A 21,391-nucleotide genomic window follows, 5' to 3' on the forward strand; every position below is an offset into this window, starting at 1 on the left:
GCGAAACGCTCCTCACCAATTGCGGAATCGGGCGGGCGGCGCGTAGAGGCCCGCCGACCAGTGCACGAGATCCTTGATCGACCGCGCGGCGAGGAGCCGCCGGTCCGCGTCGAGCGGATCGATGCCGAGATCCTCCGGGCGCCGGATCACGCCGCGCTCGCGCAGCCGCTCGACGAGCCGGCGGTCGCGGCCGCGGCCGATCTCCGTGTAGCCGGCCACGCCGCGAATCGCGTGCTCGCGCTCGTCGGCGTCGCGGCACATCAGCAGGTTCGCGATCCCTTCCTCGGTGACGACGTGCGTGACGTCGTCGCCGTACACCATCACGGGCGCGAGATCGAGCGCGAGCTTGTCGGCCAGACGCAGCGCATCGAGCTTCTCGACGAACATCGGCGCGTTCTTCTCGCCGAACGTCTCGCCGATCTGCACGACGAGCTTGCGCCCGCGCCGCAGCGCCGCGGGCGTCGCCGGATCGGCCTCCTCGCCCGCCTTGATCCACGGCTCGCTCGGGTGACGCCGGCCGCGCGCGTCGCTGCCCATGTTCGGCGCGCCGCCGAAGCCCGCGATCCGCTCGGCCGTCACCGTCGACGAATGGCCCGCGAGATCGATCTGCAGCGTCGAGCCGATGAACATGTCGCACGCGTAGAGGCCCGCCGTCTGGCAGAACGCGCGGTTCGAGCGCAGCGCCCCGTCCGCGCCCGTGAAGAAGATGTCCGAGCGCGCGCGGATGTAGTCGTCCATCCCGACTTCGGAGCCGAAGCAGTGGATCTGCTCGACCCAGCCGGATTCGATCGCGGGGATGAGCGTCGGATGCGGGTTCAGCGCCCAGTGCGTGCAGACCCGCCCTTTCAGGCCGAGCCGCTCGCCGTAGGTCGGCAGCAGCAGCTCGATCGCCGCGGTGTTGAAGCCGATCCCGTGGTTGAGCCGCTTCACGCCGTAGCGCGCGTAGATGCCCTTGATCGCGAGCATCGCGGTGAGGATCTGCGTCTCGGTGATGCCCGCCGGATCGCGCGTGAAGAGCGGCTCGACGTAGAACGGCCGCCCGGCCTCGACGACGAAATGCACGCGGTCGCCGGGTATGTCGACGCGCGGCACGCGATCGACGATCTTCTCGACTTGCGCGATCACGATGCCGTCCTTGAACGCGGTCGCCTCGACGACGGTCGGCGTGTCCTCGGTGTTCGGGCCGGTGTACAGGTTGCCGTCGGCATCGGCGCTCACCGCCGCGACGAGCGCGACGTGCGGCGTCAGATCGATGAAGTAGCGCGCGAAGAGCTCGAGATACGTATGCACCGCGCCCAGCTCGATCTTGCCGCCGAACAGCAGCTTCGCGATCCGCTGCGACTGCGGGCCCGAATACGCGTAGTCGAGCCGCTTCGCGATCCCGCGCTCGAACACGTCGAGATGCTCGGGCAGCACGACGCCCGATTGCACCATGTGCAGGTCGTGCACCTTCGCGCTGTCGACGGCGGCGAGCGCCGCGGCGAGCAGGTCCGCCTGCTTCTGGTTGTCGCCCTCGATGCAGACGCGATCGCCCGGGCGCAGCACCGCTTCGAGCAGCGCGGTCGCGTCGCGCGCGGCCACCCGCTTGCGCCGCGCGAGCGGCGCGGCGGCGGCGAGGCGCGCCGCTCGCGCGGCGCGGGCGTCGTTCCATCCCGTCATAGAGTCGTCTCCTGCGAAATCCGTCCCGGTTGGTTCTGCGGCATTGTAAGCCGCGCCGCCGCGGCGATTGATGAAGTTGCGCGATGCAACTCAGTGGCAGGCGCGATGGATCGGCGGACGCGGCAGCGCATGCGCCGGACGCGACGCGCGCCGCCTTCGCGGCATCGCGCCGCACTCACCGCCGCCTCGCGCGTGCCGATCGACCGGCCCGCCGCGCGCGATGGGCGACTTCACGCCCCGAGCACCGCCTTCGTCGCGAAAAACAGCACCGACGGCCCGAGCAGGCACCCGACGCCCGTATGGAACGTCGCGATCAGCGCGCCGTACGGCACGAGCCTGCGGTCGGTCGCCGCGAGCCCGGCGCTCACGCCGCTCACGGTGCCCGCGAGCCCGCCGAAGATCATCGCCGCGCGCGGCGTGCGCAGCCCCATGAAGCTCGCCGCGAACGGCGTGCCGACCATCACGATGATCGCCTTCACGAGGCCCGTCGCGATGCTGAGCGCGATCACGTCGGAGCTCGCGCCGATCGCCGCGCCCGTCACGGGGCCGACGATGTACGTGACGGCGCCCGCGCCGATCGTCGTCATGCTGACCGCGTCCGAATAGCCGAACGCGCGCGCGACGCTCGCGCCGACGATGAACGGCAGCACCGTGCCGAGCAGCAGCGACACGACGCCGACGAGCCCCGCCTTGCGCGCCTCCGCGGGCTGCACCTCGAACGCGGTCGCGACGATCGCGAAGTCGCGCAGCATCGCGCCGCCCATCAGGCCGACGCCCGCGAACAGCGGCACGTCGGCGATGCCTTTCTCGCCGCCCGTGTACGCGCCGCCGAGGTACGCGAGCGCAAGGCCGATCACGATCGCGATCGCCGAGCCGTGCACGCGGCCGAGCGTGAGCTTCTTCGACAGCGCCGCCGACGCGAACATGACGCAGCCGACGAGCGCGAACGACGCGACGAGTCCGTTGTGCGCGACGACCTTTCCGAGCATGTCGATCATGGCCGCCTCCCCTTCAGTTCTCTTCGGGCTGCGGCAGCGCCGCGAGCGTGGTCGCGTCGCGGCCGACGCGCGCGAGCACCGCGATGCAGGCCGCGCACACGGCGACCGCGCCCACCGCCGACAGGAGCGCGACGGGCCCGCCCTTGAGCGCGGCGACGACGTTCTGATTGGCCGCCATCGCGACGACGACCGGGATGTACATCGCGCCCCAGAACGCGATGCCGGACTCGGTCTCCTTCGGCAGCCAGCCGCGGCGATGCAGCGCGAGCCGCAGGCCGATGAGGAGCAGCATCGCGATGCCGACGCCGCCCACGTTGGTCTTCGCGCCGATCGCGGCGCCCAGCAGATCGCCGAGGAAGAGCCCGGCCAGATGGCAGAACGCGAGCAGCGCGGTTCCGTAGATGATCATGCTTGTCTCCTGAGTCCTGATGACGGATCGTCGCGGCGCGAGCGCCGCGGCCCGGCGGCTCGTCGTGCGAAGCGCGTTCTCGGGCGGCAATGGCAACACACCGGCAATAGCGTGAAAACCCGACAGCCCGCCGCGCCGGCTTGCCGTAGACTGGCGGCGACGAGGCGCCGCCGGCGCGCGCCCGGCCAGGCGGGCGGCGCGCGCAGCTCGCGCCTCGCACATCGTAGTCCCACCGCCCTCGGCCATTTATGAAGTTGTCGAATTCGATTCAGTGGGTTTAGCAATGCGTCCGTTACCGCCTGAACTGCTGCGCAGTTTCGTCGCCGTCGCGCAGACGGGCAGCTTCACCGCCGCGTCCGAGCGCGTGAACCTGTCGCAATCGACGGTCAGCCAGCACATCCGCCGCCTCGAAGAACTGCTCGACCGGCCGCTGTTCGAGCGCGACACCCGCAACGTGCGGCTCGCGGCCAACGGCGAGGCGCTCTTTCGCTACGCGGTGCGCATCCTCGAGCTGATGGACGAAGCGGTCGCGTCGGTATGCGGGCCGCCGCTGTCGGGCAAGGTGCGGCTCGGCTTGTCGGAGGATTTCGCGCTGACGCACCTGACGGCCGCGCTCGCGAGCTTCCTGCAGCGCAACCCGGAAGTCGAGCTCGAGATCGCGACGGGCCTGTCCGGCGACCTGTTCGACGCGCTCGACGCGGGGCGCCACGATCTCGTGTTCGCGAAGCGGATCGCCGGCAGCCGACGCGGCCGCGTGATCCGGACCGAGCCGCTCTACTGGTGCACGGGCACCGAGTCGCCGCTCACGGGGCGCGAGCCCGTGCTGCCGCTCGCGCTGCATCCGCAGCCGAGCGTGTCGCGCAAGCGCGTGCTCGAGACGCTCGACGCGATCGGCCGGCCCTACCGGATCGCGGTCGCGAGCACCAGCATCGCGGTGCTGCGCGCGGCGGCGAGCGCGGGGCTCGGCATCAGCGCGTTCGCCGGCTACGTGATCCCGCACGGGCTCGCGAAGCTCGAAGCCGATCTGCCGCCGCTCGGCGATCTCGAATACGTGATCGACCGGCCCGCGAACGCGTCGCGCCCGGCGCTCGCGCTCGAGGCGACGCTCGTCGCCGCGGCGCACGAGTTCTGACGGAACGCGGCGGCAAGGCGGCGAGCGCCGCGTGGGCGCGCGAGCAGCAACCGTGGAATCAAAGAAGGCGCGCGCGATCGATGCCGGCTCCCGACACGCCGCCGGCGTCGCACGACCGCCTGCGCGCGACGCTCACGGCAGGAAGCTGTCGCGCCGCGCGTCGATCAGCTCGACGAGCAGGCGGTCGCGCTCCGCGCCGAGTTCGCGCATCGAATGCGCGCCCTGGATCTCGCGCAGCGCGTCGATCAGTTGGCGATCGACGTCGGGCGAGAACGACGGCGAGCCAAGATCGCGCCACCACTCCGCCATCGGGCCCGACAGGTGTTCGAGAAAATGCGCGATGCCGCCTTCGCCGCCGCCGAGATGGTAGATGAGGCTCTGCCCCATCAGCCCCCAGCGCAGGCCCGGCCCCCACGACACCGCCTTGTCCGCGTCCTCGACGCTCACGACGCCTTCGCCGACCAGGTGATACACCTCGCGAAATAGCGCGGCCGCGAGCCGGTTCGCGACATGGCCCGCCATCTCCTTGTTGAGCACGATCGTCACCTTGCCGAGGCCGTCGTAGAAGCGCTTCGCCTGCGCGATCGCGCCGGCGGACGTCGCCGCGCCGCCGACGAGTTCGACGAGCGGGATCAGATGCGGCGGATTGAACGGATGCGCGATCAGGCAGCGCTCGGGATGCGCGTCGCACGCGGTCTGGATGTCCGACATCTTGAGCCCGGACGAGCTCGATGCGACGAGCACGTGCGCGGGCAGCCGCGCGTCGATCCGGCGATACAGCTCGCGCTTGAAGTCGAGGCGCTCGGGGCCGCTCTCCTGCACGAAGTCCGCGCCGTCGAGCGCCGCGTCGAGCGTCGGCTCGAATGCGACGCGTGGCGCGAGCGTCCCGGCGCGCTCGCCGAGGAAATTCGCGAGCGAGGCGTCGAGGCGCGTGCGCGCGTCGGGCGCCGGATCGGTCACGGCGACGTCGAAGCCCTTCGACAAATAGAACGCGGTCCAGCTCGCGCCGATCACGCCGGCGCCGACGACGGCGATCCGTTGAATCTCCATGGGCGGGGTCTCCAAGGTGTTCGAATGTGCGAACGATTGTCGCATCGAACCGCCATGGTTGCGCTGCGCGGCCGAGTCCGTCGGCCGCCGCCGGATGCGCGAGGCCGCTCGCGCGCATCCGCCCGGCGCAAAAAAACCGCATGAGTGCCGAAGCGTCATGCGGCTGTTTCGATTCGCGCGGCCCGACCGCGCAGGCGAGCGGCGGCGCGAGCGGCACGCATCGCGTGCGTCCCGGCGCGCGCCGGACACGGCGCGCGCCGGCTCGGCCGCGTCGCCGCCGAGTTGCCGGGTTGCCGCGTCGCTCAGTCGCCGAGCCTGGCTTCGATCTTCGCCTTCGTTTCGGCGAGCGCGCCCGGCAGCCGCGCGCTCAGCCTGTCGAACAGCTCCGCGTGCAGCGCGAGCTCGGCGCGCCATTCTGCGGGATTCATCGACGTGACCTGCGCGAACTGCTCGGGCGAGAACGCGAGCCCCGACCAATGCAGATCCTCGTAGCGCGGCGTCACGCCGAACGCATGCTCGACGCCCTCGCCGTGGCCGTCGATCCGGTCGAGCATCCACTTCAGCACGCGCATGTTCTCGCCGAAGCCCGGCCACGCGAAGCGGCCGTCCGCATCCTTGCGGAACCAGTTCACGCAGTAGATCTTCGGCAGCGTCGCGCCCGCCGCCGCGAGCTTCTCGCCGAGCGCGAGCCAGTGCGCGAAGTAGTCGCTCATGTTGTAGCCGCAGAACGGCAGCATCGCGAACGGATCGCGCCGCACGATGCCCTGCTGCCCCGCCGCCGCCGCCGTCGTCTCGGAGCCCATCGTCGCCGCCATGTAGACGCCTTCGACCCAGTCGCGCGCCTCGGTGACGAGCGGCACCGTCGTCGAGCGGCGGCCGCCGAAGATGAACGCATCGATCGGCACGCCGGCCGGGTTCTCCCAGTCGCCGTCGATCGACGGGCACTGCGACGCGGGCGCCGTGAAGCGCGAATTCGGATGCGCGGCCTTGCGGCCCGTCTCGCGGCCGATCTCGGGCGTCCATGCGTTGCCCTGCCAGTCGGTGAGCCGCGCGGGCGGCGTATCGGTGAGCCCTTCCCACCAGACGTCGCCGTCTTCCGTCAACGCGACGTTCGTGAAGATCACGTTTTCCGTGAGCGTCGCAAGCGCGTTCGGGTTCGTCTTCTCGCCCGTACCCGGCGCGACGCCGAAGTAGCCCGCCTCCGGGTTGATCGCGTACAGGCGCCCGTCGCGGCCCGGCTTGAGCCATGCGATGTCGTCGCCGATCGTCGTCACGCGCCAGCCGTCGAAGCCCTTCGGCGGAATCAGCATCGCGAAGTTGGTCTTGCCGCACGCGGACGGAAACGCCGCGGCGATGTGATACTTGCGCCCTTGCGGCGACGTCACGCCGAGAATCAACATGTGCTCGGCGAGCCAGCCCTCGTCGCGCCCCATCGTCGACGCGATCCGCAGCGCGAAGCACTTCTTGCCGAGCAGCGCGTTGCCGCCGTAGCCCGAGCCGAAGCTCCAGATCTCGCGCGACTCGGGGAAATGCACGATGTACTTGGTCGGATTGCACGGCCACGGAACGTCCCGCTCGCCCGCGGCGAGCGGACGCCCGACGCTGTGCACGCACGGCACGTAATCGCCGCGCTCGCCGAGCGCGTCGAGCACGGCGCGCCCCATGCGCGTCATGATCCGCATGTTGGCGACGACGTACGGGCTGTCCGACAGCTCGACGCCGATATGCGCGATGGGCGAGCCGAGCGGCCCCATCGAGAACGGCACGACGTACAGCGTGCGGCCGCGCATCGCGCCGCGAAACAGACCGTTGAGCGTCGCGCGCATTTCGGCGGGCGCGATCCAGTGATTGGTCGGGCCCGCGTCGTCGCGATGCTCGCTGCAGATGAACGTGCGGTCTTCGACGCGCGCGACGTCCGAAGGATCGGACAGCGCGAGAAACGAGTTCGGCCGCTTCGCCGGATTCAGGCGCACCATCGTGCGCTGCTCGACCATCGCGTCGCAAAGGCGGTCGTACTCCTCTTGCGAACCGTCGCACCAGACGACGCGATCCGGCTCGGTCAGTTCCGCGATACGCGCGACCCAGTCGATCAGGCCGCGGTGCTTCACGTATTCGGGAACGTCGATCGGAATGGTGCGCGTCGCCGCGACCACGTTGCTTCGGGTCATGAGAGTGTCTCCGTGTTGTAGAAGCAGAAATCCGTGCGTGCGCCGCGCGACGACGCGCGCGGCGACGGGCATGGCGGCGCTACGCGATGGCTGGGGGCGGCGCACGCGCGTCTCGCGCATCGTGATCGTCGCGTTCCACGTTCCGACTCCGAAAACGGCGGAGCGTTCGTTATTTTAGGGTTGGGAACGACTGAATCGCCGAGCTTGCTCATGCACCTGCCATACGATCAAGGTGAAAGCCAGCATACCATCGCGATGCGGGCGGCGGCATTGCGCTGCAACAACGCGCGGCCCGCGCGCGCCCGGCGCGAGGCGCGTCGCGACGGACGCGCGCCGGGCCGCGCGCCGAACGCAATTGGAGCAATCCAGCATGCTGAAGACGGGCGCGGACACGGGTTTTCACCGACGGCCGCGCGCGTTGCTCCGCGCATCGGGAAGCGGCCGCGATGCATGCCGGGCGCGCGGAATCGCCGCATGTGCGGCGGGCCGCACGTGAAGCGATCGCGCGGACGCGAGACGCGAGCGTGCCCGTCGGCGCGCATCGGACATCGAGCCTCGCGCAGGCGGCAAGAAGCGATGCCTCAAACTCCTGAAGGCACGCGACTGCGCGGCCGGCCGCACGCACGCGTCGCGCGAGGACAGGCCGGGTTCCTGTCGCTCGCGCGTCATGTCGCGCGCACATCGTCCGCGCCATGCTGATCCGACAGCGGGACTCGCGCCCCGCGCAATCCGCATGCCCGCTGCATCGCTTCGACGACTTCGCTTCGACGGCCTCGCTTCGACGGCCTCGCTTCGACGCCGCGCCGGCAAGCGAAACCGGTACCGACCGCGCGCCGCCGATGCCCGCCGCGGCGCAGCGCGCCGAACATGCGCCCGCCGCATGCCGTCCGACGCCCGATGTCGAACGCCTCTTGAAATCGCCTCCGCCGCACCTATCTTCGAGACGCTGACGCAGCCGCTCCTCGCGCGCGGCCTATTTCGACCGATTTGTCGCGGCCAGGCAAACGAACCGGTCCGTATGCGTATACCGCCGGTGCGTTCGCCGGGCCTTGTTCCAGGAGGACACGACCATGAGCGATCTCTATTTCGGCGCCGATCTCTTCAGCGAGTTCGATCGTCTGCATCGGCAGATGACGAACCTGTTCGGCGGCATCCCTTCCAGCATTCGCGCAAGCCGGCTCGGCGCATTCCCGCCACTGAACATCGGCACGACCGAGGATTCGATCGAGATCGTCGTGTTCGCGCCCGGCATGCGCGCGGCCGACTTCGACGTGTCGATCGACAAGGGGCTGCTCGCGATCGGCGGCGAGCGCAAGGCCGCGCCGCGCGCGGAAGGCGACGATGTGCGCGCCTATGCGCAGGAGCGCTATAGCGGCGCATTCCGGCGCGTCGTCGAGTTGCCGCAGAACGCCGATCCCGACAAGATCCGCGCACGCTACGAAAACGGCTGCCTGCTGATCAGCGTCGGCAAGCGCGAAGCGTCGAAGCCGCGCGCGATCACCGTGCAATGAGCCCCGTCAGTCCCGAAACAAGGAGTCGACCGTGAACACCAGCAATCCAGCCGCAGAACGTCAATCCGCCACGCCGGCGCGCCGCGACGCGGGCGATGCGCCGCGCGCGCTCACGCCGGCCGTCGACGTGTACGAAGACAAGCACGGCGTGACGCTATGGGCCGACCTGCCCGGCGTGCCGAAGGAGCGCCTCGAAGTGAAAATCCACGACGGCCATCTGTCGATCGACGCGCACGCGGTACTGCCGATGCCGGCGGGCCTGCGCGCGCAGCACGTCGAGGTGCGCGAGCCGCATTTCATGCGCACGTTCCAGTTGAGCCCGGACTTCGACACGTCGAAGATCGAGGCCAATCTTCAGGATGGCGTATTGAAGCTGACGATTCCGCGACGCGACGAAGCGCGCCCGCGGCGTATCGAAGTGATGTGACGCAAGCCGCGCCGCGTCCTCGCGCGCCGTCGACACGGGACGATGCGCGACGGCGCGGCGCCGGGCGCGTCGGACGACAAGCCTCGCGCGGCCCGCGCGATTTTCCCGCGTGTCGCGATGGCGCAAGCGCCTAGCGCGACACGCGCTCGATCAATTCCTCGTCGCAGACGACGCTGCCGAGCGCCGGCGCGGCGGGTTCCGGATTCGCGGCAAACGATGCTTCGGCGCTTGAAACCGCCGCCGCCCGCGCGGCGCCCGCCACGGCCGGCGCCGCCGCCGTGTAGTGCTTGAGGAAGCATCGCATCGCATGGCTCACGCCCATGCTGTTGATCTCGCGCAAGTCGTCCTCGTAGTAGCGGCCCGCGTTGAAGTTGCCCGTGATGATCTCGTACGACGGGAAATAGTCGACCCAGTCGAATTCGTTGCAGGCCATTTCCGCGGCAACCCTCAGCACCGATTTGCTGTACGTCGTCGCGACGAGCACGTTCTTGTTCTCGTAGGTCGCGACGAGCGGCACGGGCGACACCGTCAGCAGCACGTTGACGCGCGGATTCACCGCCTTCAGCTGGACGAGGAACGCGCGCAGGTCGCCCGCGACGTCGAACACGCTCAGGTTCGTGAAGCGGTACGCCGCGTCGTCGTAGACGCCGCCCGCGACGCCCGGCGCCAACGGAAACACTTCGCCATAAGCGCGATTCGACCAGCTTTCGGTCAGCCCCAGCGTGAACACGAAGACGTCGGACTCGACGAACATCGCCCTCACGTGCCGCAGATGCTCGGCGCGCGCATCGGCCACCGCGCCCGCATCGTCGTAGCCTTCCGGCGTGACCGTCGGCCGGAACGCGTCGACGTAGCGCCCGTCCGCGCGCAGCCATGCGAGTTCCATTTTCGTGCGCCGCCCCATCGCCTCCTCGAACAGTTGCAGCAACTGGCGCACCGTATACAGATTGCCGAAGCGCGCGGAAAACACGCCGTAGCCGAGCCGCTTGCGCTCGTCGGCCGGCAGATGCGCGCCGGCTTCCGGCACGAAGTAATTGAAGCCGATGTCCGACAACCGCCGCGAGAGGTGCTGCGCGAAGCAACTGCCCGCGGTGCTCACCCGCTGCTGCGCGCTGATCCTGAATTTCGGCTCGACGACCGGATCGAACGCGTGCATGTCGACGTTCGCGACCGCCTTGCGCCAGAACTGGTGCGGCGGAAGATGCCTGTAGGGATTCGTCACAGTGCGGCCTCGATGATGTGCAGCGCGCTCGCGAGATGCGGGCTGTTGCCGTGCAGTTGATTCTTGTCGAAAGCCGCGTACGCGTCGAACGATCCTTCGATGAACGCGTCGAGCGTCAGCAACTGATAGTTCATCCCCTTGAACAGGTAGCTGCCGCGCCCGGCGCCGAAGCGCTCGGCCAGCTCGGGATAGATCGGGTAGACGGGCGCCTGCACCAGCGTGTCGTGCGGAACGATGCCGGATTCGACGACGCGATCGCCCGCGACCTTTCTCGCGACCATTAGCGCAACGTCGTACAGCGCGTGCGCCTTCGGATGGTTCATCGTGTGCATGAACGCGCTGCCGCGCGTCCACCGGCTCAATTCGGACGACAGATCCCAGCCGTACTCCGCGTACATGTCGAGAAAGAGCTTGCGCTCGATGTCCCAGAGCGAGAAATACTGAAGCGCGTCGTAAATCGCCTCGTTGAAGAGCGCCCGGGTCTGCCCGATCGTGCAGCCGAGCTTGTAGGCGGCAAAAACGATCGTCGAATGATAGTCGTCGAGCGGCGTTTTTACCGACTTTCCATCGTGAAAGACATTTTGCAGATCCGGGTGATAAGCGCGAAACCGGATTGCCGGCAGCATTGTCGCGTTGGGCATCGTCGCAAAATCGACAATGCCCAATTGCTGAATTTCGGGGTTGACAACGATATGATCGTAGGTCGGGATCTGCTGCCGCCAGAATTCCGAATTGGCTTGGAACCCCCAATAATCGCACGCGTCGACCTTGACGTCCGGGCACATCATGGCCAGCGACAGCATCATCCCAGTAGTCTGGCAATTCGATATAACCAGCCACTTTTCTTTCACGGCGCCTCTCTATTGAAATACTGTTGACGGGAATCTGCCTTCCTGCACCCACCTTACCCCGAAGGAGACTTATCTATTTTTCAAGAAAATTAGTATACCCAACGTTTGATTGCATGACTTTCTTGTTTTTCAGACTGCATCGCAATGCGTCAATGCACGAATTACATATCATTCGGCCCGATTATTTCACGTCCAGCGAAAAATCCACCGATGCAGACCTCGATTCACGCTCGTGCATCCATTCGCCCGTGAATTCGACGTTTCCCTCTTTTGCTGCTGGCATGCAACGCGGGCGGCGAGCTGCTTGACAAAAGAGCGGACAAATATGCTTGCCCCCGCTTCCTTGCGAGACGGTAATCCGGCGCGCCGACGCATGTTTGCGAACGGATTTCGTAAGAATGACAAATATCTGCCGCTTCGGCGTAGAATGCCGCAACCAATTTCATGCCCATCGGGAGAAAAATGGACGGCCGCGATCGAGGTATTGCATCGCATAACAAAATCAATATCGGTTGCGGGTATGACAAGCGGCCGGATTTTCTGAACGTCGACACGGACCCCGCCTGTCAGCCCGACATCCTGATTTCCGACAACGGTTACGGCGAGCTGCCGCGGCGGCATTTCTCCGAAGTGCTCGCGAAAGACGTGCTCGAGCACATCCCGCGCTGTGAAACGGCGAACGTGGTGCTCGAATGGGCGGACCTGCTGTCGCCGGGCGGCGCGCTCGAACTGCGCACGACCAGCCTCCTCGGTATCGCGCGGCTGATGGAGCAGCATTCGAATTACGCGGACCAGGCGAACTATGCCGACGAACTGTTCGGCAATCAGGCTCACGCCGGTGAATTTCATTACACGGCGTTCACCGAATCGACGCTGAAGGCCCAGTTGATTGCGGCCGGCTTCGAGATCGCGAGCTTCGAACTCGTCGACCACCGGCGCTTCGCGGTGCACGCGATCAAGCAGACGGACTGGACGAAGCTGGCCGACGCGGCGGCCGACCAATCCAATCGCGCATTCGTCGATATCGCGTATCGCGAGATTCTGTTTCGCGAGCCCGAGGCGTTCTTCCTCGAGATCGATCTCGCCGCGCTCGACGGCGGCACGTGCTCGCGCCGCGATTTCGTCAAGAAGCTCCACGCGAGCGAGGAGCGCCGTCTGCGCGTCGCGATGAGGCATGGGCTGTAAGCGCGCCGCTTGCGTGCGCGGCCGGCGCGACTTTTCTTTTACCGCCTCGCGTAAGACAATGTGCAGCCGCGCCGGCGCACCGCCCTCCCAGCCTGTGCGGATCAACTTCGGCCACCCGTGGAGCGCCGCCGTCGACGACGCGATCCGCATCGTCGGCGAGCTCGTCGCGCAGCCGTCCGTGCGCAAGCGGCGCTGACGGGCCGCGCGCCGCCGCCTGCGACGGCGCGCCCGCCGGCCGGTGCGCGGACGGCGGGCGCCGCTCAGCGCATCACGGCGGTCGCGATCCTCGCGATCGCGAACAGGACGCCACCGAAGCACGCGGCGAGCAGGATCGCCATCACCGGCACCCACGGCAGCTTCACCGACGCGAGATCGGCCTGATGCTCGGCCCCCTTGCGCACGCCGAAGAAGCTCCACAACACCATTCGCATCATTCTCGTCAGACCTATCGCCATTCTCCGCCATCGCGGCTCGTCAACACGGCGAGCCACATCTCGTGCGCCTCACGATAGCGTCGCGCCGCGAGCGATGAAAGCAGCAGTTCCGTGCGGATTTCGCGCAGCAGCCGGGTTCGCCGCTTCGCGCCCGCGTGCGCTTGATGCAGACGGCATCCCGCCGGCTCCATCCCGTGCAGGTCCCGTGCAGGAGTACATCGATCCGCAAAACGTGCCGCCCGCCGAAGAGCTGCGCGGCATCCGTTCCGTCCGCGACTACGAAGCCAGCTTCGCGAAATTCGCGAAACAGCTGCGCGAATCGGGAACGTGTTCGCAGTGCGGCTCGTCAAGCCGTCAACGGCAAATGGCGCTGATCCTCAGGCGGCGCATTCATGCCCGGCCGCTCGATCGGCCCATCGAATTCCCGCACGGATTCCGCACGTGCAATGCGGAATCGAACGGCCCGTTGCACGAGCGGCGGTCGAAATTGCCGGGGGGCGTCCGCTCCGAGTCTTTCGGGGATCGCGACCGCAGCGGCGACGTCGTCAAGGGCATCCGGCACGAAGACCTCCAGCGGCCCTCCTTTCGCGATGCTTCAGCGGACGTCGTCCTTTCGAGCTGGGTTCTGGCCGGCGCATCGTCGTGTGCGCCGTCGCGACGTCCCGTCGCGACATCAATACCCGGCCGACGCCCCTTACCCGTCTGCCGCGCTGCCAGCACGCCCGCGATGTCTTGGCCGGTCATGCTCGCGACGCGTGTTCCTGCTGCTGCGCACCAAGAAAAACTATAATAGCCGGCTCGCCATGCCACATCGCATCGGCCGACGCCGCATGCGCGAGGCCGCGCCGATCGGCCGCGTCGAGCCCGCGGGTCGGCCCGGGCCGGACTGCGCCGCGCGTGGCCCGCCACTTTGAATGACGTCATGCACAACCGATTCCGACCGTTTCTCGCCCCATCCGCCGTTGCGATCGCGACCGTGCTGTCCGCCTGCACGTCGGCGCCCAAGCCGCTTTATCAGCAGGAACAGTTCGACGCGACCGCGAGCCCGTACGCGCGCACGTTCCACGAAAAATCGGCCGCGACGTGCGAAGCCGCGCGCCGCGCACTGCTGAGCCAGGGCTACATGGCGAGCGCGACGCGCCCGGATGCGGTCGACGGCAGCAAGAACTTCCAGCCGAGCAACGACTCGCACGTCGTCATCGAATTTCATGTCGTCTGCGCGGACGCGGATGTCGACGGCGCGTCGAGCATCGCTTATGTGAACGCGGTGCAGGACCGCTACTCGCTGAAGAAGAGCAACACGTCGGCAAGCGTCGGCCTGAGCGTGTTCGGCTCGCTGTCGCTGCCGATCGGCTCGAGCGACGACGCGATGGTCAAGATCGCGAGCGAGACCATTCCCGCCGGCGTGTTCTACGAGCGCTTCTTCAATCTCGTCGACCATTTCCTGAAGATCGACCCGACGCGCCGCGACAAAGCGGCCGTCAAGGCGGCCGAGAAGGAACGCGTCGCGCCGCTGCCCGAACCGGCGGAGACGGCCGAAGGCGCGCCGATGAAACTGAGGACGCCTGCCGCACCGACGCCGCCGGCGGAGCCCGCGCCTGCGTCCGCTGCCGCGCCCGAAGCGGCGTCGGCCGGCACGGCAGCGCCCGCGTCCGCCGCGGCATCGGCGGCGGCATCGGCTCCGGCGGCCTCGCCCTCTGCCGCATCGACGCCTGCGGCGGCGGCCGCGCCCGTGACGCATGCCGCGCCGGCATCGGCCCCGGCCACCGCGTCGGCGCCCACGGCGGCGTCGGTACCGACGCCCGCATCGGCGCCGATGCCCGCACCCGCATCCGAACTCGCCCCGGCCCCCTCGACGAGCGCGACGTCGTCGATCGCGCCGCCGGCTGCGCCCGTCGCATCGCAGACTCAACCGGCGCGGGCGAACACATCCGTCTCGACATCGGCGGCGGCGATGTCCGCTTCGACATCTACGCCAGCGCCGGCGCCGGCATCGACGCCCGTAGCGACCGCCGCGCCGTCACCGATATCGCCCGACGCGCCGTTCCCGGCGGACGCCGCGCAGACGCCGCCGCCAGCGGCAACGCCGGCCGCCGCGCCGGCGGCCGGCCCCGCGCCTGCCTCGGCGAACGCCACGGCAACCGCCGACGCGGCGCCATCCGCCACCCACGACGTCAACGCGAACTGATCGGCCGCCCCGGCGCTCGCGCCGCGTCGGGCCGCGAGCGCCATCGCCATCGATCGGCGCGGCGGAGTTCGCAACGGACGCGGGGCGGCGTCCGCTTCGGCGCAAACTCCGCCACGAGCTTCGCCGCCCCCGCCACCGGGGGCTCCGCCTACTTCGTCGTATAACCGCCGTTGATCAGGATCGTCTGGCCGGTGATCCACCAGCCGTCGCTGACGAGATGGCGGATGAACGGCACGACGTCCTCGATGTCGGTCAGGCCCGTCTTCGAGAACGGCGACAGCGCCGCGGCCGTCTTGTGGTACGCGACCGCGTCCGCGCCTTCGGCCGGATAGAAGAACGGCGTATCCATCGGGCCCGGCCCCACCGCCGTCACCGAGACGCCGCGCGCGCCGAACTCCTTCGCGGCCGCGCGCGTGAAGTGCTCGACAGGCGCCTTCATCCCCGCATAGGCCGCATAGAACGGCGTGAACGCGCCGAGCAGCGACGTGACGAGCGTGACGATCTTGCCGTTGTCGTTCACGTGCTTGCCCGCCTCCTTCAGGAAGAAGAACGCCGTCTTCGAATTGACGGCCGCCATCTCGTCGTATTCGGCCTCGGTGATCTCGACGAACGGCTTCTTCAGCACCTTGCCGACGGTATTGATTGCGATGTCCGGGCGGCCGACCGCGGCCACCGCGTCGGCGAACAGCTTCTCGACAGCGCCTGCCGTCGTCAGGTCCGCCTGCAGCGCGACCGCGTGCGCGCCCGCCGCCTTCACCGCGGCGACGGTCGCTTCCGCGTCTGCCCGCGTACCCGGGCTGTTGTAGTGGATCACGACCGCCTTCGCGCCTTGCGCGGCGAGATCGCGCGCGATCAGCCCGCCGAGGTTCTTCGCGCCGCCCGCGATGATGACGGTTTTGCCCTTGATGCCGTGATCTGCCATGTTTGCTCTCCGTTTCGACGCGCGAGGCCGTCCGATACGGCCTTGCATGCCTTCGGATGATATAGTCCAAAAAATCCTTATAAAGCCATCGATTCTGACATCACCCGTCATAAAATCCGACCAATTGTCGCTTAGCGCCCCTCTCACCGCCACGATGACCTTGCTCGCCCTTCCGCCCGCCCCCGCGCTCGCGCCGCCCGCCGCATCCGATACGGTGGGCGAGTTGCGCGTCGCGCATCGTCACGGAGCCGTCGATGGACCGCATTGACCTCTTTCGCGTGTTCGCGCGCGTCGTCGAATGCGCGAACTTCACCCGCGCGGCCGATACGCTCGGCATGCCGCGCTCGTCGGTATCGGCGGCGATCCAGGAGCTGGAGGGCCGCGTCGGCGCGCGGCTCTTGTACCGCACGACCCGCAAGGTGACGCCGACGCAGGACGGCGCCGCGCTCTACGAACGCTGCCTGCGCCTCATCGCGGACGTCGAGGAAACCGAGAATCTGTTCCGCCATTCGACCGTCGGGCCGAGCGGCACATTGCGCGTCGACATGCCGGGGCGCATCGGACGCCTGATCGTCGCGCCCGCGCTGCCCGAGTTTCTCGACCGCTACCCGCAGATCAGCGTCGAGCTCGGCCTCACCGACCGCGCGGTGAACCTGATCGAGGAGCGCGTCGACTGCGTGCTGCGCGTCGGCACGCTGAGCGACTCCGGCCTCGTCGCGCGCGCGATCGGCGACCTGCCGCTCATCAACGTCGCGAGCCCCGCGTATCTCGCGCGCCACGGCGTGCCGCGCACGCCCGCCGATCTCGAGCGCCATCAGCCCGTCAACTACGCGTCGCCGACGAACGGGCGCATCGCGCCGTGGGAATGGGTCGAAGGCGATGCGGTGAAGCGCGTCGCGCTGCGCGGGCGCGTGACCGTCAACAGCGCGGAGGCGTACATCGCGTGCTGCCTGTCGGGACTCGGCCTCATCCAGATTCCCGCGTACGACGTCGACGCTCACCTGCGCGCGGGCGAACTCGTCGAAGTGCTGCCGAACCATCGCGCGGCGCCGATGCCGATGACGCTGCTGTATCCGCACCGCCAGCATCTGTCGCGGCGTTTTCAGGTGTTCGCGCAATGGCTGGAGGCGCTGCTGCGGGCAAAGGTGCTGTAGGCGTTGCAGGCATCGAGGCGCGCCCGCCTCGATCGCCGCGCCTCGCCCGGCCGGCGTGGCGGCCGATCGACAAATATTACCCGGATGTTATTGACCATCAATTTATATCCGGGTATAAATGCCGCATGGATGCGATCAAAGGGCCCCATGCGATGACGAACCTTCCCCTTCCCTCCCACACCGCGTTCGACGGCTACCGGCGGCACGCGGCCGGTCCGTTGCCCGCGGTCGCGCTCGCGATCAAGCGGGCCGTCGCAAGCGACGCGGTCGGCGGCGCGATTCTGATTTTCGACAATGCAACCGGCCGCCCGATCGACATCGACACGCGCGGCTCGGACGACGAAGTCGCCGCCCGCTACGCACCGGCCGCGACGCCCGTCGAGCCGGACGACGCGAACCGCGAAACCGCGCCCGACCCCGACCACGCCGCCGATGTCGCTTCGCTCGCGAACGAACCGCGCGGACGCGGCCGCCCGAGGCTCGGCGTCGTCGCGCGCGAGGTCACGCTGCTGCCGCGCCATTGGACGTGGCTCGCGACGCAGCCGGGCGGCGCGTCGGTCGCGCTGCGCCGCCTCGTCGACGAAGCGCGCCGCTCGCACGCGCACAAGGACCGCAGCCGCCGCGCGCAGGAGCGCGCGTACCACTTCATGTCGGCGATCGCGGGCGACATGCCCGGCTTCGAGGAAGCGTCGCGCGCGCTCTTCGCGAACGACGACGCGCGGCTGCGCGAGCTGACCGCCGGATGGCCCGCCGACGTGCGCGAACACGCGCTCGCGCTCGCGTCGCCCGACGCCGATGCCCCGTCGCCCGACGCCCGCTGACCCGCCCCGGCGCACGACACCATGACGACCATCGACTTGAATGCGGGCGCCTTGGCGCCCGTGGCCGACGAGATCGACGCCGTCGACCTGCGGGTGAGCGGCGCGATTCCGCGCGAGCCGAACGGCGTGCTCGTGCGCAACGGGCCCAATCCGCTGCGCGGCCGCTTCGACGGCAGCGACGTGCTGTCCTGGTGGCCGGAGGACGCAATGCTGCACGCGATATCGTTCGACCACGGCCGCGCGACACGCTACCGCAACGCTGGGCGCGCACGCAGCGCTGGGCGCGCGTGCACGATCCGGCGCGGGCGCCGTCGCTCGTCGACACGAATCCGAACGTCACCGAGCGACGGCATTCCGACGATGCGGGCGCATCTCGGGATCATTCCGGATCACCGGAAACCGCTCAACCGGCTCAACCGGCTCAACCGGCTCAACCGGCTCAACCGGCTCAACCGGCTCAACCGGCTCAACCGGCTCTGCAGAATAAACCCGTTCGAGGCGACAATAGCCGCATCGTCTAACCTCGATGCGCTGCGCGAACGCAGCCCGACCGCGGAGCCGCCATGTACGTTCCCGCCCATTTCGAAGAAAACCGCACCGACGTCCTGCACGCGCTGATCGCGCAGCACCCGTTTGGCATCCTGATCACGCATGGCGCCGGCGGGCTCGATGCGAATCACATTCCGTTCGACCTCGCGCCGGGCGACGGAACGCTCGGCGTGCTGCGCGCGCACGTCGCGCGCGCGAATCCCGTCTGGCAACAGGTGTCGAGCGGCGACGAAGTCCTCGTCGTGTTCCGCGCGGGCGACGCCTATATCTCGCCGAACTGGTATCCGAGCAAGCACGAATCCCACCGGCAAGTGCCGACGTGGAACTACGTCGTCGTTCACGCGCACGGACGAATCGCCGTTCGCGACGACGAGCCGTTCGTGCGCGGCGTGGTCGCGCGCCTCACGCGCACGCACGAAGCGGCGCAGCCCGCGCCGTGGAGAATCGGCGACGCGCCGACCGACTACATCGACGCGATGCTGCAGTCGATCGTCGGCCTGCAGATCGACATCACGCGGCTCGCCGGCAAATGCAAGCTTGGCCAGAACAAGGAGGCGCGCGACATTCGCGGCGCGGGCGAAGCGTTGAAGGCGTGCGGCGGCGACGCGATCGGCGACCTGATGCTCGCGAAGGCCGCCGAGAAGCCGGAATAGACGCGACGGCGGCGCGGATTCGCTTCGTTCGGCTCCCCGAGCATCTGCGTTGCGCGCGATGCCGCGGGCCGTCTTCTTCGCCGGACGAACCGCGTGCCGGATCGCGCCCTCGCCGATGGGGCTTCCGACGGGGGCGGCCGCTGCTGCGGCACGTCGGCACGTCGGCGCATCGAGCATCGAGCCGCCGTGCCGTTCGTCGATGCCCGGCCTCGATCGCCGGCAGCGGCTACCCGAAATCGAGACAACGGGGGAGCGCGGTCGAACATGCGTTGTCCACCGCGTCAACCGGCCGCCGGCTTGCATGACCGGATGCGCCGGCGCCGTGCATCACGTCGCGCCCACGCCCGCCACGGCGATCGACGCCGCCCATCCGAGCAGCGCGACGCCGAGCGGTGCGCTCAGCCGCCGGCCATGCGGCAGGTTCTTCTCGGCCGACATCGCCGCGCCGATCACGAGCATCCAGCCGACGCTGCCCGCGCCCACCGCGAACATCAGGCACATCAGCATCCAGCAGCACCCGACGCAATAAAGACCGTGCCGCATGCCGAGCGTGAAGCTGTCCCGCCGCGGATGCTTACCCCGCCACTGCTCGCTCACGAACATCAGAGGCGAGCGGCATTTGTCGAGGCAGCGATACTTGAGCGGGCTGAATTGATAGGCGCCCGCCAGCGCCAGCACGATCGCGGCGACGAGCCATCCATGCCACGCGAGCCACGGCGTGCGTCGCGCGAACGCGTGCAGGCCGGCGTCGCCGGCGTGAACGACGAGCCCGAACGCACTCCATGCTGCGAGATAGCCGAGCGCGACGAGCAGCATCAGCCGGTTGCGGTCCGGCCGCGCGGCCGTCAGGCGCTCGAACGTTCGCAGCAGCGGCAGCACGGTCGGCAGCATCATCGCGACGATCATCAGCAGCCACGCCGCAACGTGCAGCGCCGCCGGCACGATCGCGCCTCCCGCCGGAATCAGCCGGCACAACCCGGCGAGATTCGTTGCGGACCAGTCGACAGGATGGAGAAAGCGCGCATACGGGCTGCTACCCCATATCCACAATGCGCCCCATGCCGCGGCGATCGACGCGATCGCGAGCGGCACGAACACGCGGCGCGACGAAGTCGCGTTCATGACGATGCGCGCTTCGTGGATGCACAACGGCGCTTCGCGCCAATACGCATCACGAACTGAACGTGAAGAAACCCTGGATCGCGTTCCGTCCGCTCAGGTCGAGATCGATGCCGAGCTTCTGTTCGTGCATGCGGAACGTGCCGGCCTTGCCGACAAACGCGGGCGATCCGGGAATCGTCGAGAAAATGCTCTCGACGAGCTTCGTCGGTTCGCCCGTCGGCCCCAGGTACGGTTCGAGCTCGGCGTAGGCGGTACTGCCCACCTTCAGCGAGCCCCGGCCGTCGCGCACGTCGAAATCGATCGGCGCGCGCTCGATCGCGACAATGTCGCCGAAGAGCTTCGAGAAATCCGCGAGCGGCCCGCCGCGTTCGCCGCGATAGACGGCGGCGAGCGCCTCGAATTGCGCATCGCCCGCACGTTCGTCGATGAAGATGATCACGCGCCAGTCGCCCTGCAGGATGTTGCCCGGCACGAACGCGGCAAACGCAACTGTCAGCCCCGACACATCGACGTCGTCGATCATGCCTTTGTCGTAGTGGTAGGCGACCGTCGCCCGGCACGTGCCATTGTCGGGGTCCTCGCCGATCCAGCACGGGCAAAGCACCTTGCAATCGCACACTTCGAGTATGCGTCCCTCCAGGCTGTAGCTCATGATGACCTCCACCGCGACCAACACACCGGATTCGAGCCGGTCCATCGATTAACTATATTCACGCCGACTCCGCGTAGCGGCCCTTTCGCGACCTATGAAAACCCTACGCAGACGAAACGGCGGGACATCACGTTTGCGTCGACTGCGTCGAACGCTTGCGCGATCGAACGCCCCACAGAAGCGATGCGGCCGCCCTGCCATCGGCGCGCGACCCGGCACGCGGCTCGGCGCACGCCGGCCCGATTTCGCCGCCGGGCTGCATCAACGCTTCGCACCGCGCCGGT

General features: G+C 68.5%; 21 protein-coding genes and 2 pseudogenes. 11 read left to right on the forward strand and 12 right to left on the reverse strand.

What is annotated here, in order from left to right:
- Nucleotides 1-12: 12 nt before the first annotated feature.
- The 4 genes and pseudogenes from mdcA to madL all read right to left on the reverse strand — a co-directional run bounded on the left by mdcA (nucleotide 13) and on the right by madL (nucleotide 3,066).
- On the reverse strand, nucleotides 13-1,659 hold the full coding sequence (mdcA, locus tag BTH_RS26495; RefSeq protein WP_009891956.1) for a malonate decarboxylase subunit alpha: 1,647 nt from the start codon (nucleotides 1,657-1,659) through the stop codon (nucleotides 13-15).
- A pseudogene (locus tag BTH_RS35925) lies at nucleotides 1,656-1,947 on the reverse strand (hypothetical protein). Before BTH_RS35925 ends, mdcA begins: the two are co-directional and overlap by 4 nt.
- Nucleotides 1,890-2,657: a malonate transporter subunit MadM gene (madM, locus tag BTH_RS26500; RefSeq protein ID WP_009891959.1), complete on the reverse strand. Its 768-nt coding sequence runs from the start codon at nucleotides 2,655-2,657 to the stop codon at nucleotides 1,890-1,892. Before madM ends, BTH_RS35925 begins: the two are co-directional and overlap by 58 nt.
- Nucleotides 2,658-2,670: 13 nt before the next feature.
- Entirely contained in the window at nucleotides 2,671-3,066 is a 396-nt protein-coding gene (gene madL, locus BTH_RS26505) for a malonate transporter subunit MadL (protein ID WP_009909818.1), read from the reverse strand.
- Nucleotides 3,067-3,337: 271 nt separating this feature from the next.
- Here madL and BTH_RS26510 point away from each other — a divergent pair, with 271 nt between their 5' ends.
- Nucleotides 3,338-4,198 (forward strand): LysR family transcriptional regulator, encoded by an 861-nt coding sequence (locus BTH_RS26510; protein ID WP_009891961.1) that lies wholly within the window; start codon nucleotides 3,338-3,340, stop codon nucleotides 4,196-4,198.
- Nucleotides 4,199-4,330: 132 nt separating this feature from the next.
- Here the strand turns inward: BTH_RS26510 and BTH_RS26515 are convergent, their stop codons facing one another.
- Together BTH_RS26515 and BTH_RS26520 are read right to left on the reverse strand one after the other, a co-directional pair.
- Nucleotides 4,331-5,248: a 3-hydroxyacyl-CoA dehydrogenase NAD-binding domain-containing protein gene (locus BTH_RS26515; protein WP_009891962.1), complete on the reverse strand. Its 918-nt coding sequence runs from the start codon at nucleotides 5,246-5,248 to the stop codon at nucleotides 4,331-4,333.
- A gap of 302 nt (nucleotides 5,249-5,550) precedes the next feature.
- The gene (locus BTH_RS26520; protein WP_009891965.1) at nucleotides 5,551-7,416 is read right to left on the reverse strand and encodes a phosphoenolpyruvate carboxykinase (GTP); all 1,866 of its coding nucleotides are present in this window, start codon (nucleotides 7,414-7,416) and stop codon (nucleotides 5,551-5,553) included.
- 1,070 nt (nucleotides 7,417-8,486) lie between these two features.
- Here BTH_RS26520 and BTH_RS26530 point away from each other — a divergent pair.
- Together BTH_RS26530 and BTH_RS26535 are read left to right on the forward strand one after the other, a co-directional pair.
- Nucleotides 8,487-8,927, forward strand: coding sequence for an Hsp20/alpha crystallin family protein (locus BTH_RS26530; RefSeq protein WP_009891971.1), 441 nt, complete (start codon nucleotides 8,487-8,489; stop codon nucleotides 8,925-8,927).
- A gap of 31 nt (nucleotides 8,928-8,958) precedes the next feature.
- Nucleotides 8,959-9,354, forward strand: a complete 396-nt coding sequence (locus BTH_RS26535) for an Hsp20/alpha crystallin family protein (RefSeq protein ID WP_009891972.1) — start codon at nucleotides 8,959-8,961, stop codon at nucleotides 9,352-9,354.
- Between the two features lie 130 nt (nucleotides 9,355-9,484).
- Here BTH_RS26535 and BTH_RS26540 read toward each other — a convergent pair whose 3' ends face one another.
- Together BTH_RS26540 and BTH_RS26545 are read right to left on the reverse strand one after the other, a co-directional pair.
- On the reverse strand, nucleotides 9,485-10,576 hold the full coding sequence (locus BTH_RS26540) for a GSCFA domain-containing protein (RefSeq protein WP_009891973.1): 1,092 nt from the start codon (nucleotides 10,574-10,576) through the stop codon (nucleotides 9,485-9,487).
- Nucleotides 10,573-11,427, reverse strand: a complete 855-nt coding sequence (locus BTH_RS26545; RefSeq protein WP_011402496.1) for a WcbI family polysaccharide biosynthesis putative acetyltransferase — start codon at nucleotides 11,425-11,427, stop codon at nucleotides 10,573-10,575. The genes BTH_RS26540 and BTH_RS26545 overlap by 4 nt, the downstream gene beginning before the upstream one ends.
- 462 nt (nucleotides 11,428-11,889) lie before the next feature.
- Here BTH_RS26545 and BTH_RS26550 point away from each other — a divergent pair, with 462 nt between their 5' ends.
- Nucleotides 11,890-12,612: a DUF4214 domain-containing protein gene (locus BTH_RS26550; protein WP_009891975.1), complete on the forward strand. Its 723-nt coding sequence runs from the start codon at nucleotides 11,890-11,892 to the stop codon at nucleotides 12,610-12,612.
- Nucleotides 12,613-12,670: 58 nt separating this feature from the next.
- A complete protein-coding gene (locus BTH_RS26555) occupies nucleotides 12,671-12,808 on the forward strand; it encodes a GntR family transcriptional regulator (protein WP_156530041.1) in 138 nt (45 codons plus the stop codon).
- A 64-nt stretch (nucleotides 12,809-12,872) separates the two neighbouring features.
- On the opposite strand, the gene BTH_RS26560 is transcribed toward BTH_RS26555, so the two are convergent.
- Entirely contained in the window at nucleotides 12,873-13,061 is a 189-nt protein-coding gene (locus BTH_RS26560; protein WP_025369461.1) for a DUF2970 domain-containing protein, read from the reverse strand.
- A 190-nt stretch (nucleotides 13,062-13,251) separates the two neighbouring features.
- On the opposite strand from BTH_RS26560, the gene BTH_RS32340 reads away from it, so the two are divergent.
- Both BTH_RS32340 and BTH_RS26570 read left to right on the forward strand, forming a co-directional pair.
- A complete protein-coding gene (locus tag BTH_RS32340; protein WP_223297066.1) occupies nucleotides 13,252-13,836 on the forward strand; it encodes a class I SAM-dependent methyltransferase in 585 nt (194 codons plus the stop codon).
- A gap of 132 nt (nucleotides 13,837-13,968) precedes the next feature.
- Nucleotides 13,969-15,234 (forward strand): DUF2242 domain-containing protein, encoded by a 1,266-nt coding sequence (locus BTH_RS26570; RefSeq protein ID WP_009891981.1) that lies wholly within the window; start codon nucleotides 13,969-13,971, stop codon nucleotides 15,232-15,234.
- A gap of 148 nt (nucleotides 15,235-15,382) precedes the next feature.
- Here BTH_RS26570 and BTH_RS26575 read toward each other — a convergent pair whose 3' ends face one another.
- Nucleotides 15,383-16,156, reverse strand: a complete 774-nt coding sequence (locus tag BTH_RS26575) for an SDR family oxidoreductase (RefSeq protein ID WP_009891983.1) — start codon at nucleotides 16,154-16,156, stop codon at nucleotides 15,383-15,385.
- A 254-nt stretch (nucleotides 16,157-16,410) separates the two neighbouring features.
- On the opposite strand from BTH_RS26575, the gene BTH_RS26580 reads away from it, so the two are divergent.
- The 4 genes and pseudogenes from BTH_RS26580 to BTH_RS26595 all read left to right on the forward strand — a co-directional run bounded on the left by BTH_RS26580 (nucleotide 16,411) and on the right by BTH_RS26595 (nucleotide 19,333).
- Entirely contained in the window at nucleotides 16,411-17,310 is a 900-nt protein-coding gene (locus BTH_RS26580; protein ID WP_009891984.1) for a LysR family transcriptional regulator, read from the forward strand.
- Between the two features lie 152 nt (nucleotides 17,311-17,462).
- Nucleotides 17,463-18,131 carry a DUF2239 family protein gene (locus BTH_RS26585; RefSeq protein WP_009909830.1) on the forward strand — a complete coding sequence of 223 codons (669 nt, stop codon included), beginning with the start codon at nucleotides 17,463-17,465 and terminating at the stop codon, nucleotides 18,129-18,131.
- A gap of 21 nt (nucleotides 18,132-18,152) precedes the next feature.
- Nucleotides 18,153-18,520 (forward strand): annotated as a pseudogene (locus tag BTH_RS32345) (carotenoid oxygenase family protein); the annotation flags it as partial.
- Nucleotides 18,521-18,694: 174 nt separating this feature from the next.
- Nucleotides 18,695-19,333 carry an FMN-binding negative transcriptional regulator gene (locus tag BTH_RS26595; RefSeq protein ID WP_009891993.1) on the forward strand — a complete coding sequence of 213 codons (639 nt, stop codon included), beginning with the start codon at nucleotides 18,695-18,697 and terminating at the stop codon, nucleotides 19,331-19,333.
- A gap of 327 nt (nucleotides 19,334-19,660) precedes the next feature.
- Here the strand turns inward: BTH_RS26595 and BTH_RS26600 are convergent, their stop codons facing one another.
- Both BTH_RS26600 and BTH_RS26605 read right to left on the reverse strand, forming a co-directional pair.
- On the reverse strand, nucleotides 19,661-20,455 hold the full coding sequence (locus BTH_RS26600; protein WP_011402502.1) for a DUF2182 domain-containing protein: 795 nt from the start codon (nucleotides 20,453-20,455) through the stop codon (nucleotides 19,661-19,663).
- Between the two features lie 49 nt (nucleotides 20,456-20,504).
- Nucleotides 20,505-21,107: a DUF1326 domain-containing protein gene (locus BTH_RS26605; protein ID WP_009891996.1), complete on the reverse strand. Its 603-nt coding sequence runs from the start codon at nucleotides 21,105-21,107 to the stop codon at nucleotides 20,505-20,507.
- Nucleotides 21,108-21,391: the final 284 nt, after the last annotated feature.

The sequence above is a fragment of the Burkholderia thailandensis E264 genome (assembly GCF_000012365.1).
Classification (GTDB): Bacteria; Pseudomonadota; Gammaproteobacteria; order Burkholderiales; family Burkholderiaceae; genus Burkholderia; species Burkholderia thailandensis.

Coding starts and splice junctions, on each gene's coding strand:
- BTH_RS26600 (WP_011402502.1), bottom strand. CDS start 20,455: ATGAACGCGACTTCGTCGCGCCGCGTGTTCGTGCCGCTCGCGATCGCG.
- mdcA (WP_009891956.1), bottom strand. CDS start 1,659: ATGACGGGATGGAACGACGCCCGCGCCGCGCGAGCGGCGCGCCTCGCC.
- BTH_RS26585 (WP_009909830.1), top strand. CDS start 17,463: ATGACGAACCTTCCCCTTCCCTCCCACACCGCGTTCGACGGCTACCGG.
- BTH_RS26530 (WP_009891971.1), top strand. CDS start 8,487: ATGAGCGATCTCTATTTCGGCGCCGATCTCTTCAGCGAGTTCGATCGT.
- BTH_RS26605 (WP_009891996.1), bottom strand. CDS start 21,107: ATGAGCTACAGCCTGGAGGGACGCATACTCGAAGTGTGCGATTGCAAG.
- BTH_RS26550 (WP_009891975.1), top strand. CDS start 11,890: ATGGACGGCCGCGATCGAGGTATTGCATCGCATAACAAAATCAATATC.
- madL (WP_009909818.1), bottom strand. CDS start 3,066: ATGATCATCTACGGAACCGCGCTGCTCGCGTTCTGCCATCTGGCCGGG.
- BTH_RS26555 (WP_156530041.1), top strand. CDS start 12,671: ATGTGCAGCCGCGCCGGCGCACCGCCCTCCCAGCCTGTGCGGATCAAC.
- BTH_RS26520 (WP_009891965.1), bottom strand. CDS start 7,416: ATGACCCGAAGCAACGTGGTCGCGGCGACGCGCACCATTCCGATCGAC.
- BTH_RS26595 (WP_009891993.1), top strand. CDS start 18,695: ATGTACGTTCCCGCCCATTTCGAAGAAAACCGCACCGACGTCCTGCAC.
- BTH_RS26580 (WP_009891984.1), top strand. CDS start 16,411: ATGGACCGCATTGACCTCTTTCGCGTGTTCGCGCGCGTCGTCGAATGC.
- BTH_RS26515 (WP_009891962.1), bottom strand. CDS start 5,248: ATGGAGATTCAACGGATCGCCGTCGTCGGCGCCGGCGTGATCGGCGCG.
- BTH_RS26575 (WP_009891983.1), bottom strand. CDS start 16,156: ATGGCAGATCACGGCATCAAGGGCAAAACCGTCATCATCGCGGGCGGC.
- madM (WP_009891959.1), bottom strand. CDS start 2,657: ATGATCGACATGCTCGGAAAGGTCGTCGCGCACAACGGACTCGTCGCG.
- BTH_RS26570 (WP_009891981.1), top strand. CDS start 13,969: ATGCACAACCGATTCCGACCGTTTCTCGCCCCATCCGCCGTTGCGATC.